Consider the following 16,100-nt stretch of genomic DNA (forward strand, 5'->3'; position numbering starts at 1 on the left):
TAATAATGATTAGTTGTTAATAACCTTACAGACCAATTTGCAAACCCATCATGATAGTACGTGGGTTAGGGAATGAGCCGTAATCAAAAGCCCTGCTAAATAAACCGTCGCTGATAAAATCAGGATCGTAACCACGATATCCGGAAATGGTGAACACGTTTTGTCCGGATAAATAGATACGGATATGATTAAATGCGTGTGTTCTGTCTAACACCTTTTTAGGGAACGTATAGCCTATCTGCGCGTTTTGCAGTTTAAGGTAACTGCCGCTTTCAACAAAACGGTTTGAGAAACGGTTATTACCGTTAGGGTCGCCAATAATGGGGCGCGGAATATCGGTGTTGGTATTGGTTGGCGTCCAGTAGTTCAGCACATCTGTAGTGTGGTTGCTGTATTGTTCGCCGGTAAGGGCTTCGTAAACTCCGTTATTAACCATATTACCCGAATTACCCTGAATAAAGAACGAGGCATCAAAATTTTTGTAGGATGCGTTAACGTTAAGTCCGTAATAAAGTTTAGGGATGGCCGAGCCAAGGTAAACCCTGTCGGCATCGGTAATAACACCATCGCCATTGATATCCTTAAACTTCTGATCGCCGGGGGCGGCACCGGTTTGAGTGGCGTGCTTAGCTATATCAGCCGCGTTTTGAAAAATACCATCGGTAACAAAACCAAACAGCTGGCCTACTTCGCCACCTACTTCGGTTTTGCTGCCTGAGCCGTAGATAGGATTATTGGTACCGCCTAACTGCAATACTTTATTTTTTAAGGTATTGGCATTGGCAATTATGTCGTATTGAAAATCGCCCGATCGTTGCCTGTAAGTTAAGGTAAACTCAATACCTGAGTTTTTTAGCGAAGCTGCATTGGTTGTTAGTGTTGCGGGCACGGCACCTACCGATAGTGGAATAGGGATATCGGTAATAATATCCGAAGAAACTTTGTTGAAATACTCGGCTGTAAACAATAGCTTGTCTTTGATCAGCCCCAGATCCAAAGCTACGTTGGTTGTTTTGGTTGTTTCCCATTTTAAAGAAGGATCGGCTACGGCTACCGCGGTTGCACCAGGGGCAAGCGTGTTGCCAAATACATAGCTGGCGTTGCTGTTGATATACGATTCGTATTTATAATTGCCGAAATTTTGATTACCCAACACGCCATAACCGCCACGCAGTTTTAAGCTGCTGATCAGATCAGGCAAATGGATAAACCTTTCTTTATCAATATTCCAGGCACCGGCGATGGAGGCAAAATCGCCATAGCGGTGCTGCGGGCTAAACCTTGACGAACCATCGCGGCGAAAGTTTACCGTTAAAATATAACGGGTATCAAAATTATAATTCAACCTGGCCAGGTAAGATAACAAAGTACTGGCGTCCTGATAGCTGGTTATGCCTTTTGCGGCAGGGTTTGCAATTGCGCCAAAAGTTAAAAATTGTAGGTCGTTGGTATCTGTAGCGGTACCGGTCATCGATTCAAAATGATCTTCCTGATAGGTTGTACCGACGAGGAGGTCTAACCGGCTTTTGCCAAATTCCAGATTGTAAGTTAATGTATTTTCGGCCAAAGCGGTGCTGCCTACTCCTGTGCCCTGGCTCAAATAATATTGTGTATTGAGGTAGTAAAAGCCCAGGTCGAACTTGGGTTCATAGTGCCAGTTTTTAAAATCGGTACGATCATAACTTAAGTTGATCTTGTACCTTAAATTTTTTACAATCTCCAACTCGCCCCATACGTTACCAAACATCCTGTTCCGGTTGCTGTAATCTTTTACCAGGTTATTCATGCCTATTACGTTTAATGTAATGGCACGTTGGGTAACGTTATCGCTGCCGCCGTATCCGCCCAGGCGGTTGGGGTCGTAAACAGGCATGGTAGGTATAGCGGTTAACATATTGGTAACGCCACCGCCAAACACGGCGTGGCTATTGGTAACCACCAGATTGTCTTTATGCGATTGGGTATAGGCTGTTTTGCCGCCAAAGCTAAAGATGCCTTTTTTACCCTGGAAAGTACCGTTATAGGTGTAGCGATTATAACTTGCCGGACCAGATAGCGTGCTGGTTTGATTAAAGTAGCCCAGGCCCACATTATAGGTAACCACATTGCTCCCGCCCGAAAAACTCAGGTTATGATCTTGTATCTTACCGGTTTGAAACATTTCTTTTTGCCAATCGGTATTTACATTACTGATGTATTTGGGGTTGGTAGGATCGTTACCGGGGGCAATACTTAAACCTGCATTAACTTCGGCAGCGCTGGTTATTTTCTGGTAACCCGCCCTATCTGTAAGACTGATCCGCTTTGGCATATTTTGGTAACCATAGTAACTGTTAAGGCTAATATTTAGCGGGCCTGCCTTACCTTTTTTGGTGGTGATGATAACCACACCGGTTGCCGCCCTTGAACCATATATAGCTGCGGATGACGCATCTTTTAATACCTGGATACTTTCAATATCATCGGGCGAGAAATCAAAAGGTGCATCTACCGGAACGCCGTCTATCACAAAAAGAGGGCTGTTATTGCCAAACGTTGCAATACCGCGAACCTTGATCTGCACGTAGCCGCCCGGTTCGCCCGAGCCCTGCACGGTAACACCAGCTACCTGTCCCTGCAGCATTTTAGCCACATCATAGGTAGCTGTTTTTTTCGCGTTATCTACATTAACAACCGATACGGAGCCGGTAAGATCTTTCTTTTTTACGGAGCCATAGCCTACAACCACCACCTCGCTAAGGTCTTTAGGCTGCGCTGTCATTTTTACATTAATGGTGCTTTGGCCGTTTACCGTTACGGTTTCGGTATTATAACCTATAAAACTAAATAGCAGCACGGTGTTATCATCGGCTACGTTAATGGCATACTTGCCGTTAACATCTGTCATGACAGCAACCTGGCTCCCTTTTATTCTTACAGATACACCCGGAAGCGGCTGATCCTGATCATCGGTTACGGTACCCTGCACTTTTTGTACCTGTATTTCTTTAACCGAGTCGTTCTTTTTTAATACGATGGTTTGCTCAAATATTTTGTATGCAATGGGCTGGTCTTTGAAACATTTGTTCAGTGCTTCTTCAACCGTTACCTGGGTTACCTGGATATCAATTTTATCATTTTTAGGCAAATCGAGCTTATCGTATAAAAAATGATAACCACTTTGCTGTTCTATCAATATCAGGATCTTTTTGATAGGCACATTCTTTTCGTGGAGCGTAATGCTCTGGCTGTAGCTTTTAGCGCTAACCTGGAAAAGAAACGCAAATAGTAATACAATGGTGAGTTTCATAGCCAAAATAAATTTGGATAATGTGGGGCCGGCGCATAGCAGGCCCTTAGAATTAAAATTCATACTTTTGTACAGTTTGGGTTAAACGTTAGCTTATATTTTTTTCGATGTATCAGTGTGGTTACCCAGATATTGCCGGGAAAGTGCTACGAACACCTCCCGGCTTTTTTGTAAGCGAAATTTATAATTGTATAAATGACAAGTACAAATCAGGTAACGCTTGATGATTAACTGGGCGTTCGTAATTGTTTTCTCATGTTGATTGGTTTTAGATAAATAATTGGTTGTTTAACAATTGTTTGTAATTGGTTTTTCGGTTTATAAGTACCCTATCAAAGCTTACCGTCCCATCTGGCTGGGCTTTGTTAATTTTTTATATAAATGTTTTTCCCTTCAATAGTTGCGTTAACCCCCGTATATTTTAACATATTTAACAGTGCCGACGCTTGAACATTTCTGGATATACGGCCGTTATATTGCTTAACAGGCACAGTACCTTCATAAACAATATTCACATCATACCAGCGTGCGGCTTCGCGCATAATAGATTTGATATCAGCGTCTCTGAACAGGAACAAGCCATTTTTCCAGGCCACTTCTTCTTCTACGTCCACATCACTACTCATTATTAACTGATCCATATCATTCAGTATAACCTGCTGACCGGGTTTCAATATGCGCGATGCGCCTTTATTGGTGGTTATTTTAACCGAACCTTCGAGCAAGGTTGTCCGCATGGCATCTTCGTCATTATAAGCCATTATATTGAAATGTGTTCCCAACACTTCGATATCGGCCCTGCCGGTTTTCACAATAAAAGGTTTAGCGGCGTTTTTGGCAACTTCAAAATATACTTCGCCCGTTATTTCAACAGGGCGTGTTTTGCCGTTAAAAATGGTTGGATATTTAATCGAGGAAGCAGCATTTAACCAAACCTCGCTCCCATCGGGCAATACAATATGATATTGGCCGCCGCGCGGTGTGGTTACCTTATTGATAAGCGGAACTTCATTAGCCGTTGTTTCGCTTGCATTATAAACCAACTGGCCGTTGGCTGTTTTGTTTACCAGGCTGTTACCCTGCTTTGCTACAACACCATTACGGGCGTTATCAAGCGCGATGGTTGAACCATTGGCCAGCGTCAGGATGGCTTTGTTGCCGCCGGGAGCAGCATCATGAGAAATTTTTGCTTGCTGAATAATTACCGGTTTCTGATCGCGAAAGCGATAAAACAAACCGGCACCTGCCAATAGTAGCACGGCAGCTGCCGCAGCGTACCTGCGCCAGGTATTGCCCAAACGCGGCTGGTTCATATGGATAATATTATCCTCGGCAGGTGCATATAAAATGCTTTGTATTATTTTTTCGCTTTTTGCGGATGTAAATACGGGGTCTTCGGCTTTAAGGTTATCCCAGGCCTGGCGCATTAAGGCAGTGAGTTGTTCATCATCTTCTGACAAGGCAAGTAGCCCGAATAATTCTTGAGTTTCGGCAGGGGTGGCTGTTTTTTCAAAATAGCTGTTAAATAAATAAGCAAGCCTTGTACTTGTTACACTCATTGCAATAATGTTAAAACTTTGTTGGGTTACAGGTTTTACCGTGGTTAGCGGCACGTATTAATTGTAAGACACACAATTAATAAAAAAGGGGTATTGCTGTTTGAAAAAAAAATTAAAAAAAATAAAATGCGGTAACCAGCAAGGCAGCCAGATCAATATTAGCCTGTACGTAACTTGTGATGGAAGCGATAGATACCTGAAGGTGTTTTTTTACCGTTTCGGCAGATATATTGAGTTTGGCGGCAATTTCTTTATATTTTAAATGCTGCTGGCGGCTAAGCATATAAACTTTTTTTTGCTGCGGCGGAAGGTTGTTAATGGCTTTATCTAACAATCCGTCATAACGGTTATATTGCTCATCCTCCTCAACAGCTATGGCATTTACTACATTATCATCCCATTCGGTAGCATGGCTGCGTTCGCGGGCCACTTTACGCAAGCAGTTTAACGCATGATTTTTTGAAACAACGAACAGGTAGGCTTTAAAACTTTTGATATTGGCCAGCACATCGCGGTTTATCCATATTTTAAGAAAAACATCCTGAACGATCTCTTCGGCCAACTCCATCGAATCGGTTAAATTATAAATGTATGCACCTAACCGGTGATGATAAAGCGTAAACAGTTGCCTGAATGCATTTTCATCACCCGAGGCAACCCCGGTAAGAAGATCATGTTCGTTTAAACTGCTATGGTTCAACATGGAGGAGGTACTAATTGGTGCCTAATATGGGCAAATCTATATTAAAAATAGTCAATTAATACTGTAATGTATTCAGCCTGTCAAATTCACTCAAATTTACTGGATTGTATAAGCATTACAAATTACACACGCTGTTTTGATATCCTGCTTTTTAGTGTCTGTTGTTTTGATAGATCTGCTTTCCTCATTAATGCTCAAAATAATCTGCGGGTGTAATATCCGGAAACTGTTATTCGCAGTTATCTTTGCCGGATGGCCGGTATCTATATCCATATCCCTTTTTGTAAACAAGCTTGTTATTACTGCGATTTTCATTTCAGCACATCGCTTAAGTATAAGGATGATATGCTTACGGCTCTGCGAAAAGAGATAGCCCTTCAAAAAGGCTACCTTACCGGCGAAACCATTGAAACCATTTATTTTGGCGGCGGTACCCCGTCGCTGTTAAAGCCCGATGAAGTTAATTTATTGATAGATACCATTACCAGGTACCACACTGTCTCGTCGGATGCTGAGATCACCTTAGAGGCAAACCCCGACGACCTGGACGAACAAAAAGTTAAGTTTTTAAAGCAAACGCCCATAAACCGTTTCAGTATTGGCATACAATCGTTTTTTGATGAAGATCTGTTTTGGATGAACCGCGCCCATCGCAGCAACGAAGCTGAAGCATCGGTTAAACGAGTGCAGGATGCCGGTTTTGAAAACATTACCTCCGACCTCATCTACGGCTACCCCCTGCTTACCGACCACAAATGGAAACATAACCTGGAGCAAATATTTGCGCTGGGCATTCCGCACGTATCGGCTTATGCCATGACGGTTGAGCCGCAGACGGCGTTAGATTCGTTTATCAAAAAAAAGGTATACCCACCCCTAAACGAAGGGCAAAGCGCCGAACAATTTATGGTGCTGATGGAACAAATGCAGCAGCATGGTTACGAGCAATATGAGATATCGAACTACTGTACGCCGGGTAATTATTCGCGGCACAACTCCAATTACTGGAAGGGTATAAAATACCTTGGCATTGGCCCATCGGCGCACTCGTTTAACGGCGAAGCAAGGCAGTGGAACGTGGCCAATAATGCCAAATATATCGGGGCCTTAACCCTTGACAAAATACCTGCCGAGCGTGAAGAACTAACCGAAGCCGACCGCCTGAACGAATATATTATGACATCGCTGCGAACCGCCTGGGGGCTCAACCTCGATCAGCTTAATATGATAAGTAAAGGCTCAGCGGACGAACTAAAAAAGAGCACCGAAGAACATTTTGACAAAGGCTGGCTGCAGCAAAAAGAAAACATCCTGACCCTGACAGACACCGGCAAATTATACGCCGACAAGATCGCATCCGACCTGTTTTTTTAGGTTTTTTTGGGAAATTAAATCACAGGTGCACTTTAAAGACAGTTTTGTAACTTTGGGTAAACTTTATTGCCATGATCGTAAAAAGAATCCTGCCTGCATTAGTTGTTTTGTTTTTATCCCTTGCCGCGAATGCTCAAACGGCAGCACCAAAAGATACCATACATTACTGGAAAATTCACGGTCAAAACACGCTATTGATCAATCAAAGCTCGTTTGTTAACTGGGCCGCCGGTGGTGTAAATTCGTTAGCAGGTAATGTGATTCTGGATTATGATTTTAATTATAAAAAAGATAAATGGAGTTGGGATAATAAAGTAATTTTAGGTTACGGCACAAGCAAACAACCAGATTTAGGCTGGCGCAAAAACGACGACCGGATAATTTTAAACAGTTTATTAGGTTACCAGGCGGCAAAATATTGGCTCTACACTTTTTATACTAACTTTCAAACTCAGTTTGCAAATGGGTACTCGTACAATGGTAATCAGCGCACTTTGGTATCGAGCTTTTTTGCGCCCGCAATTATCACCCTGGGCCCGGGTTTTGCTTATAAAAAATCGGATAGTTTAAGAGTGAATCTCTCCCCTCTTGCGTCGCGTATAACGTTTGTAGAAAACGATTCGCTGGCCAGTATAGGTGCTTTTGGTGTAAAGCCCGGTAACAAAAGCCTTTATGAATTTGGCGCCTCGCTTGATGCCTACTACAAATTTAAAGTGGTTGAAAATGTTTCGCTCGAAAACATTTTAAAAATGTACTCCAACTATCTCAATAGTCCGCAAAACATATACGTCGATTACACGGCCAACCTGTTTATGAAGGTAAACAAATTCATCACCGTTAATGCCGGCGTTGAATTAATATCCGACCCTAATGCCAAAATATTATTCCACAAAAACGGGGTAGATGATTACCACTCGGAGTTGCAGGTAAAGCAAATTTTTGGCGCCGGTTTTACTTATAAATTTTAATAAAAAACTCATTTTCATTTTTAAAAAGGCAACTTGAGGTGTTTTATTTTGCTTATTAATTTGCTGATTTTAAGTTGTTTATAAATTATTTTGATTTTTATAAAATCCAAAGCAAAACTACTGCCGTAACTTCTACCAAATAAAATTATGAATGCTTCACCGGTTTGAAGTAAACAAAAAGATCAAACTGATGAGCCCTGCAGGCAAGTTCATTTTTACCAGTTTAAAACAAATTAAAAACAGAAAAATGAAAAAATTATTTTTTGCAGTATTTGCATTAGTAGCTCTTGCAGCAGCACCAAAAACTTACGCTCAAACTAAAATGGTTGGCGGCGCGGCCATGTATCCAACCAAAGACATTATTGACAATGCCGTTAACTCCAAAGACCACACTACCCTGGTTGCAGCCGTTAAAGCAGCCGGTTTGGTTGAGACCTTAAAAGGCGACGGGCCATTCACCGTATTTGCGCCAACTAACGAGGCTTTTGATAAATTACCCGCCGGTACCGTACCAACTTTGTTAAAATCAGAAAACAAAGCCATGCTGACCAAAATTTTAACTTATCATGTGGTTGCAGGCCGTTGGAGCGCCGCGCAACTGATGGCCAAAATTAAAGCCGGCGGTGGCAAGGCTGAATTAAAAACCGTTAGCGGTGGCGCTTTATGGGCCATGATGGACGGCAAAAAGATTTACCTTGTTGATGAAAAAGGCGGCAAAAGCTGGGTAACCATTGCCGATGTTAACCAAAAAAATGGCGTGATACACGTAGTGAACACCGTTTTAATGCCTAAGTAATTACTGACATTTGCGAATAAAACCCGGCAGCACCAGGCGCCGGGTTTTTTGTTTTGTTACGTTACCGTGATACGATGCTGCCTTGTAAAAACGTTATCTTTACAGCACATCAAACCAGTAACATGAGTTTTATACTTTCGCCGATAGATACTGTTGATACTATTAGCCCTTCCGATTTTAAAAAGAACTATCTGGACCCACGCCGTCCGCTGGTAATTAAAGGCCTGACCAAAACCTGGCCCGCGCGCGATAAATGGACACCCGAATATTTAAAACAGGTTGTTGGCGATAAAGTGGTACCGCTTTACGATAATTCGAAAGCCGATCCGTCAAAACCAATAAACGCTTCGGCGGCCGAAATGCCTTTTCCGGAATATATGGATCTCATCCGGTCGACCCCTACCGAACTGCGCATCTTTTTCTTCAATATATTTAAACATGCCCCGCAACTGCTGGATGATATTGTGATGCCTAAGGACTTGATGGGCGGTTTTTTGGAAAGCATGCCTGCGATGTTCTTCGGCGGATCGAACTCGGTTACCTTTTTGCATTATGATATCGACCTGCCGCATATTTTCCACACCCATTTTGGCGGGCGCAAGCATGTTATCCTTTTCGAAAATAAATGGAAACGCCGTTTGTATTGCATCCCCAACGCTACTTATGCTTTGGAGGATTATGATGTGTTGAACCCCGATATCAAAAAATTCCCGGCGCTGGATGGTGTTGAAGGCACCGAAGTATTTTTAGAGCATGGTGATACTTTGTTTATGCCTACCGGTTACTGGCACTGGATGAAATACCTGGACGGATCGTACTCATTAAGCCTGCGCGCCTGGGATGCGTCCATATCGCGCAAAGCGGCCAGCCTGTACAACCTGGCTGTTAAAGGCGGCGTTGACAGTGTGTTAAAAATGACCTTTAAAGCTAATTATGCCGCTTATCGCGAAAAGCTGGCTGTAAAATGGGCCGAAAGGGAATTAAAGGCGGGGAAGCCGTTTTAGATCAATCATAGCGATGGGTTTGAAACCCATCGCTATCCGGATAATTTTTTTTAGGATCACCGCAGGAAAATAAAAGCGTTGACATCAAATGGTGTATAAACCTTATTCACCATGTCATCACGTAAACTATTTTTACTGGCTGCATCATCGGCTTTAATACTTTGCCTGGCTATACAGGCCTGCAAAAAAAGCAACACTGAAACCATCACTGCAAGCTACCCGGCAGTGCAGGCCACCTTTGGCACTCATATCGACCTGAACAATCTTGAAAACTACTCCGGGCAATCAGTACCGGCTTATATTACCCGGGATAACTCTGGCAGTAACCCTGTTACCAACGCAGGGGCTACGCTTGGCAGGGTATTGTTTTACGATAAGGCGCTATCCGCCAATAACACCATAGCTTGTGGCAGCTGCCATAAACAGGCACTGGCATTTGGTGATGACGCCATACAAAGCATAGGCGTTAATGGCGTAACTACCCGCCACTCGATGCGATTGGTGAATGCCCGCTTTGCGCAAGAAATTGCTTTTTTTTGGGATAAACGGGCTACCACGCTCGAAAACCAAACCACCCAACCCATACAAAACCATAACGAGATGGGCTTTAGCGGCGCCAATGGCGATAAGGACATCAATTTTTTGATTGCCAAACTGCAAGGCATCGGTTATTATAAAGAACTTTTCAAATTTGTTTATGGCGATAGCGTGATCACTCAAACGCGGATGCAAACAGCCATAGCCCAGTTTATCCGCAGCATACAGTCGTTCGACTCGAAGTTTGATGATGGGATGGCGGTTACCAAAAACCTTGCGGCCGATTTCCCGAACTTTACCGCGCAGGAAAATTTAGGCAAACAGTTATTTTTAGTGGCTCCAGCCCCACCGGGCGCGCCGGCTGGCGGAGGTTTTGGTTGCCAGGGATGCCACCGCGCGCCTGAGTTTGATATCGACCCTAACTCACGCAACAATGGTATTATTAGCGTTGCAGGCAGCGCAACGGCTATCGATATTACCAATACTAATCCACCATCGCTGCGTAACCTGCTTAATGCTTCCGGGCAAGTTAACGGGCTGTACATGCACGATGGCAGTATCAACAATTTGAGTGCGGTTATTGACCATTATGCACATATCGTGATCGATCCGGCCAATACCAACCTCGACCCTAAGCTGATGCCGGGTGGCAGGGCGCAGGTATTAAATGTAACCCAGCAGCAAAAGGATGCTATTATCGCTTTTTTAGCAACTTTAAGCGGCAAGGATGTTTATACAAATAAGATGTGGGCAAGCCCGTTTAAATAAATTTGGAAGAGGCCAGCTAATTATGTCACTTATCGTGAAAATCATTTGTAAACATCTGAAAGCAAAAGGCCAGGTCGGTTCAACGATATCGAATTGAAGCTACAGTTCACTATCAATCAATAATTTTTGAACTAAAATGAAAATACTAAATTTAAACTATATTATTTATTAATATAGTTTCGCATAACGAAACTATATTACTGACTGTTGCGTAATAGTATACAATAGGGGTCTCCTATTATTAACCTATCAGGATCATGTATACTATTTATTTGGCAATAGCAACTTTGACTATAATTGCTGCGATTTCCTTTTTTAAGGAAAAACTAAAAAAACGGCTTACCACGAGTACATTTCACATCTCTGAGTTGGATTACTTACACTCGTATAAGGGTATTTTATTAAGAATGATTCAAATGGAAAAAGACATAAGAGGATTTGAAGCTGCAATAACCACTTACAATACTACCGACATCTCACCTACCGCTAACCCCGTTATTTTAAAAAATGAATTAAATGGGATAAATATTAGATTAAAAGAGCTAATTGAAACATATGCTGTAGGTGAGCTTTCGCTAAGTAATATAGCATTTGAATTAGATTTACTGAACAACCGCTTAAATGTTGTATCCCTCTTGGTTGCGGCATAGCTACTACGATGGGTACCTTTTAATAACTAAGCGATTTATTTTACGAAGTATGATCGCAAACAATAACCCACTTGCCATCAATTCTTTTAAACCATAAAGTAAAATAACCTCCAACGTCCCCTTTTTCGCGTTTGAGGTGCCAGCCGCCTAAAACAAAGGCGTTGGTATTATCCAGCACATCAACTTTGGTAATGGTAAATACAAGCTCGCCCATGGTGGCCTTATCGGGATAGCTTTTTTTGTAATGATCGAGCGTGGGTTGCCAGCCGTAGGTTGGTGCGGTTTTGCCGACGAACACCAGCGAATCCGAATGCCAGTAGCCTTGCATAAAGGCATCCAGGTCGCCACGGTTCCAGGCCAGTTGCTGGATATGTAAAACTTTTAAAATCGCCTGCCTGTTTTGCGCTTGCGCCGAAAGGAAGCAAGAAGTAAGGAGCAGGAAACAAAACAAGATCAGAAGATACTTTTTCATTGCAAGTGATTTATTTGACTAAAGATATTGAAAAAACGTATTGATAAAAGGCAAAAAATTCGGTATATTTATAACAAGCGGGCGAGCCGCTCCAATTACGAATTTGTTAATTTAAACTACCAAAACCCCTGGAATTAACGAAAAAATACCGATAAATACCCACCTTTTCGGGATTTTGATTGCGAATTTGGCAACAGCAAGTATTGTGGCATAACCCTGATCCGGCGCTTCTATGAACAAGGCCTTTTTACTTCCCGAACAAAGTCAACAATTGTATAAAACTTTTTCTGACGAATACGACATAATGAAACATTTTCGGAGCTTAAACCTTATAGCTTTGTAGCAAACCCTTTATCATTAAGATTTTATGAAGAAACAAGTGCTGTGTTTTGGCGAAGTACTCTGGGATACCTTCGGCAATGAGAAAAAACCGGGTGGTGCACCTATGAATGTGGCCCTGCATTTGACAAAGCAGGGTGTGGGTTCGTCATTGCTGAGCCGGATCGGTAATGATAAAGAGGGGCATGAACTGGCTGAATTTTTGAAACTGCACAACCTGCATTCGGGCCTGGTGCAGGTTGACGAAAAACTGCCTACCTGTGAGGTGGAAGTACAGCTTGACGCACAGCATCAGGCAACTTATACTATTCCAAAACCGGTTTCGTGGGATAATATCAAAGCTGACGAAACCCTTGCAGAGCGTATTAAACATATCGATGTTATTGTTTTTGGCAGCCTGGCCTGCCGCTGCAAAACCAGCCGCAACACTTTGTTAGATCTTTTTGAGCGCAAAATGCTCAAAGTGTTTGATGTTAACTTGCGCCACCCTCACTACGAACAGGCCACCATACAAACACTGGCAGCCGTGGCTGATGTGATTAAAATGAACGAAGAAGAAGCCAACCTGCTGATAGGCAGTTACAATGAGCCGCTGAAAGATAAGATCATCGAGTTTCAACGGAAGTTTCACAGTCAGACCATTTGTGTAACCCGCGGCGAAAACGGTGCTATTGTTTGGCACGACGAGGTATTTTACGAGCACCCCGGCTTTAGCGTGGATGTTGTTGATACCGTTGGCGCCGGCGACGCTTTTTTAGCCACCTTTATTGCCGGGTTGTTAAACAAGCAACCTATAGAGCAATTGCTTGAACGTGCGTGTGCAGTGGGCGCCTATGTAACCACCCAGCGTGGTGCCAACCCGGTTTACAGTGAGGCATCCATTAGCGAGATCATCAAGAGCCTGCAAAGCGTAGCCTGAGTTGCTAATATATTAAGTGCATCGAAATAAATCTGTACTTTTGAGCCATCAAATGTTCAGAAAAGCTGCTGCATATTTATTAGCCTGCTACTTTTTAATAGGAAGTACGCTGTTTCCTTTGGGCGACTTTTCGCTGATGAAGGACTTACCGCAAATGTATCGTGCGTACCAAAAACTTGCACCAAAGCAAGAACAGGATATTGTTGATTTTGTAGGCGATTACCTGCTAAACGGCAAAGCCTTATTAGGTCATAACAAACATGATGCCCCCGAATCATCGCAAAGGAGTGTACAGTTTCAGCACGCAGCCAACTTTTGCAGCATCACGGCATTGCATGTTCAGCTTACACAGGTCATTGCTATCGAACAGCCTGTTAAGCATTCGCAGATCGATCTTCCGGTTAATACTTCCGATTTTCACCCTGAACTTTTCAGGCCTCCGTTGGCAGTATAAGCAAAAAATGATCTTTAACGCTTCTTAATCCGGAGCATTTGTTTAAACCGGCAATCATGCCCGATTGCCTTTTACTGTTATTTATTACATGAGATATTATTTATTACTGTTAGCCATAATAGCGTGCCATATTACCTGCGCGCAAAATACCTTGCGAGCCATCATTAAAGACGACAAAACCAAACAACCCTTACCCGGCGCTACTGTTTATATTGCCAATTTGAAAAAAGGTGCTACCGCCGATACTGCCGGCAAGATCGTGTTAACCAACATCCCGAACGGGAAATTTGAATTGAAATTCAGTTTTATCAGTTATTTGGGCCAGGATAAAATGCTGACTTTCCCACTCAAAAATCCCGACGAAATTCTGGAGATATATCTTGAGCCGCAATCAGGCGAACTGGCCGAAGTGGTAATACAAACCACCCGCACCAATCAAAATCTTTCCGATATCCCCACAAGGATAGAAGCCTTGCCGCAGGAAGAACTGGATGAAAAAGGGACCATGCGGCCTGGTGATATTAAAATGTTATTAGGCGAAAGTACCGGCATTAACGTACAGCAAACATCGGCGGTAAGCGGTACGGCTAACTTTAGGATACAAGGTTTAGATAGCCGGTACACCCAGCTTTTGCAGGATGGCATGCCTTTATACCAGGGTTTTTCGGGCGGATTGAGCCTGATGCAGGTATCGCCGCTCAACCTTAAACAGGTTGAATTTATTAAAGGCTCGGCATCTACCCTGTATGGTGGCGGTGCAATAGCCGGGTTGGTGAACCTCATCAGCAAAACGCCGGCACAGCACCCTGAGCTTGTTTTTTTATTAAACGGCAATAGTGCAAACGGTATTGATGCCAGTGGCTATTACGCCGAAAAAGGAAAACATTTGGGCACAACCATTTTTACATCTTACAATTACAGCGGTGCATATTCGCCAGGCAATACCGATTTTACTGCAGTACCGCAAACCAACCGGTTTAGCATTAACCCAAAACTGTTTTTATATATTGATGATAAAAATACCGGATGGGTTGGTCTGAACACTACTTACGAAAACCGGTTTGGTGGCGACAAACTGGTTGTGGATGGCAATGCCGATAATCTGCACCAGTACTTTGAGCGAAATGAAACGTACCGTTTTTCGACACAGTTATCGTTTACACACAAAATAGATTCGGCAAGTCAGTTTAATGTTAAAAATACGGTAGGCTATTTCGATCGTCGCCTGGTACAGCCAGCCTATAGTTTCCGCGGCAAGCAAACCTCGAGTTACAGCGAAGCCAACTATGTGTACAATGGCAAAAAAACCAACTGGGTTGCCGGCCTCGATCTATGGACCGACCATCTGGATGCTCCTGCACCGTTTGCACAGTTAAATTATGACCTGGATACTTATGGTGTTTTTGTGCAAAATACTTACCGCTTTACCAAATGGTTTTCGGTAGAAAGCGGCCTGCGTTTAGATGGTAATTCGCCTGTACCGGCAAATGCAGGCAATGGCTTGTTTGTGCTGCCGCGTGTTAATGCAATGTTTAAAATCACCAATCAACTAACCAGCCGCATAGGTGGCGGCATGGGCTATAAAATGCCAACCATTTTTAACGATGACACTGAAGAAAAAGGCTATCAATACCTGCAGCCTTTAAACGTAGCCAATATCAGGGCCGAAAGATCATACGGAACGAATGGTGATGTAAATTACCGCGCTGTTTTGGGCGGTGTATTGCTAAATGTTAACCAGCTATTTTTCTATACCCATGTAAACGATCCGGTTCTGCTGCAAAGCAACGCTTTTGTAAACGCGCCGGGCTACCTGGCTACGCAAGGCGCCGAAACCAATATCAAGTTGCTGATGGATGGGCTGGGCGTTTACCTGGGTTACACTTACACCGATGCCAAACAGCATTTTAACGGTAATACCCTCCAACAAACTTTAACGCCCAGGAACAAGATCAGCGCGGATGTGACCTATGAGATAGAGAACAGTTTTAGGGCAGGTGTCGAAGGTTTTTATACCAGTCCGCAATTGTTGGGCGATGGCACTACCGGTCGCGGTTATTATACCTTTGGCTTGCTGATCCAGAAAATGTGGAAGCACTTTGATGTATTTGTTAACGGTGAGAACATTACCGACCAGCGCCAAAGCAAATGGGGTAGTATTTATACCGGCAGCATTACCAACCCGGTGTTTAAAGATATTTACGCTCCGCTGGATGGCGCAGTGTTTAATATTGGGGTAAAGATTAAGGTTTTGTAGAAGCCATCAAA

The 16,100-nt window shown here is 43.1% G+C and carries 13 protein-coding genes; 9 read left to right on the top strand and 4 right to left on the bottom strand.

Translation table 11 applies throughout. From position 1 onward, the window contains the following. Positions 1-25 precede the first annotated feature (25 nt). From ACFGVR_RS03395 to ACFGVR_RS03405, 3 genes are all read right to left on the bottom strand, one after another. Complete coding sequence (locus ACFGVR_RS03395) at positions 26-3,352, bottom strand: TonB-dependent receptor (RefSeq protein ID WP_448701135.1); 3,327 nt, start codon at positions 3,350-3,352, stop codon at positions 26-28. A gap of 302 nt (positions 3,353-3,654) precedes the next feature. After that, on the bottom strand, positions 3,655-4,848 hold the full coding sequence (locus tag ACFGVR_RS03400; RefSeq protein ID WP_448701136.1) for a FecR family protein: 1,194 nt from the start codon (positions 4,846-4,848) through the stop codon (positions 3,655-3,657). Between the two features lie 112 nt (positions 4,849-4,960). Beyond that, positions 4,961-5,551 carry an RNA polymerase sigma-70 factor gene (locus tag ACFGVR_RS03405; RefSeq protein ID WP_448701137.1) on the bottom strand — a complete coding sequence of 197 codons (591 nt, stop codon included), beginning with the start codon at positions 5,549-5,551 and terminating at the stop codon, positions 4,961-4,963. Between the two features lie 252 nt (positions 5,552-5,803). Between ACFGVR_RS03405 and hemW the strand changes: the two genes are divergently transcribed. From hemW to ACFGVR_RS03435, 6 genes are all read left to right on the top strand, one after another. Beyond that, positions 5,804-6,925, top strand: coding sequence for a radical SAM family heme chaperone HemW (gene hemW / locus ACFGVR_RS03410; protein ID WP_448701138.1), 1,122 nt, complete (start codon positions 5,804-5,806; stop codon positions 6,923-6,925). A 71-nt stretch (positions 6,926-6,996) separates the two neighbouring features. Continuing rightward, the gene (locus ACFGVR_RS03415; RefSeq protein ID WP_448701139.1) at positions 6,997-7,893 is read left to right on the top strand and encodes a DUF3078 domain-containing protein; all 897 of its coding nucleotides are present in this window, start codon (positions 6,997-6,999) and stop codon (positions 7,891-7,893) included. 247 nt (positions 7,894-8,140) lie between these two features. Then, positions 8,141-8,689, top strand: a complete 549-nt coding sequence (locus tag ACFGVR_RS03420; protein ID WP_448701140.1) for a fasciclin domain-containing protein — start codon at positions 8,141-8,143, stop codon at positions 8,687-8,689. A gap of 122 nt (positions 8,690-8,811) precedes the next feature. Continuing rightward, a complete protein-coding gene (locus tag ACFGVR_RS03425; protein WP_448701142.1) occupies positions 8,812-9,693 on the top strand; it encodes a cupin-like domain-containing protein in 882 nt (293 codons plus the stop codon). Positions 9,694-9,804: 111 nt separating this feature from the next. Further along, the gene (locus ACFGVR_RS03430; RefSeq protein WP_448701143.1) at positions 9,805-10,998 is read left to right on the top strand and encodes a cytochrome-c peroxidase; all 1,194 of its coding nucleotides are present in this window, start codon (positions 9,805-9,807) and stop codon (positions 10,996-10,998) included. A 257-nt stretch (positions 10,999-11,255) separates the two neighbouring features. Next, the gene (locus tag ACFGVR_RS03435) at positions 11,256-11,648 is read left to right on the top strand and encodes a hypothetical protein (protein WP_448701144.1); all 393 of its coding nucleotides are present in this window, start codon (positions 11,256-11,258) and stop codon (positions 11,646-11,648) included. 40 nt (positions 11,649-11,688) lie between these two features. Here ACFGVR_RS03435 and ACFGVR_RS03440 read toward each other — a convergent pair whose 3' ends face one another. Then, positions 11,689-12,120, bottom strand: coding sequence for a YybH family protein (locus ACFGVR_RS03440; RefSeq protein ID WP_448701145.1), 432 nt, complete (start codon positions 12,118-12,120; stop codon positions 11,689-11,691). A 367-nt stretch (positions 12,121-12,487) separates the two neighbouring features. On the opposite strand from ACFGVR_RS03440, the gene ACFGVR_RS03445 reads away from it, so the two are divergent. From ACFGVR_RS03445 to ACFGVR_RS03455, 3 genes are all read left to right on the top strand, one after another. Beyond that, on the top strand, positions 12,488-13,378 hold the full coding sequence (locus tag ACFGVR_RS03445) for a carbohydrate kinase family protein (protein ID WP_448701146.1): 891 nt from the start codon (positions 12,488-12,490) through the stop codon (positions 13,376-13,378). 52 nt (positions 13,379-13,430) lie between these two features. Then, positions 13,431-13,832, top strand: coding sequence for a hypothetical protein (locus ACFGVR_RS03450; protein WP_448701147.1), 402 nt, complete (start codon positions 13,431-13,433; stop codon positions 13,830-13,832). Between the two features lie 88 nt (positions 13,833-13,920). Beyond that, entirely contained in the window at positions 13,921-16,089 is a 2,169-nt protein-coding gene (locus ACFGVR_RS03455) for a TonB-dependent receptor (protein WP_448701148.1), read from the top strand. Positions 16,090-16,100 lie beyond the last annotated feature (11 nt).

The organism is Mucilaginibacter aureus, assembly GCF_053514885.1.

Coding starts and splice junctions, on each gene's coding strand:
- ACFGVR_RS03395 (WP_448701135.1), bottom strand. CDS start 3,352: ATGAATTTTAATTCTAAGGGCCTGCTATGCGCCGGCCCCACATTATCC.
- ACFGVR_RS03400 (WP_448701136.1), bottom strand. CDS start 4,848: ATGAGTGTAACAAGTACAAGGCTTGCTTATTTATTTAACAGCTATTTT.
- ACFGVR_RS03405 (WP_448701137.1), bottom strand. CDS start 5,551: ATGTTGAACCATAGCAGTTTAAACGAACATGATCTTCTTACCGGGGTT.
- hemW (WP_448701138.1), top strand. CDS start 5,804: ATGGCCGGTATCTATATCCATATCCCTTTTTGTAAACAAGCTTGTTAT.
- ACFGVR_RS03415 (WP_448701139.1), top strand. CDS start 6,997: ATGATCGTAAAAAGAATCCTGCCTGCATTAGTTGTTTTGTTTTTATCC.
- ACFGVR_RS03420 (WP_448701140.1), top strand. CDS start 8,141: ATGAAAAAATTATTTTTTGCAGTATTTGCATTAGTAGCTCTTGCAGCA.
- ACFGVR_RS03425 (WP_448701142.1), top strand. CDS start 8,812: ATGAGTTTTATACTTTCGCCGATAGATACTGTTGATACTATTAGCCCT.
- ACFGVR_RS03430 (WP_448701143.1), top strand. CDS start 9,805: ATGTCATCACGTAAACTATTTTTACTGGCTGCATCATCGGCTTTAATA.
- ACFGVR_RS03435 (WP_448701144.1), top strand. CDS start 11,256: ATGTATACTATTTATTTGGCAATAGCAACTTTGACTATAATTGCTGCG.
- ACFGVR_RS03440 (WP_448701145.1), bottom strand. CDS start 12,120: ATGAAAAAGTATCTTCTGATCTTGTTTTGTTTCCTGCTCCTTACTTCT.
- ACFGVR_RS03445 (WP_448701146.1), top strand. CDS start 12,488: ATGAAGAAACAAGTGCTGTGTTTTGGCGAAGTACTCTGGGATACCTTC.
- ACFGVR_RS03450 (WP_448701147.1), top strand. CDS start 13,431: ATGTTCAGAAAAGCTGCTGCATATTTATTAGCCTGCTACTTTTTAATA.
- ACFGVR_RS03455 (WP_448701148.1), top strand. CDS start 13,921: ATGAGATATTATTTATTACTGTTAGCCATAATAGCGTGCCATATTACC.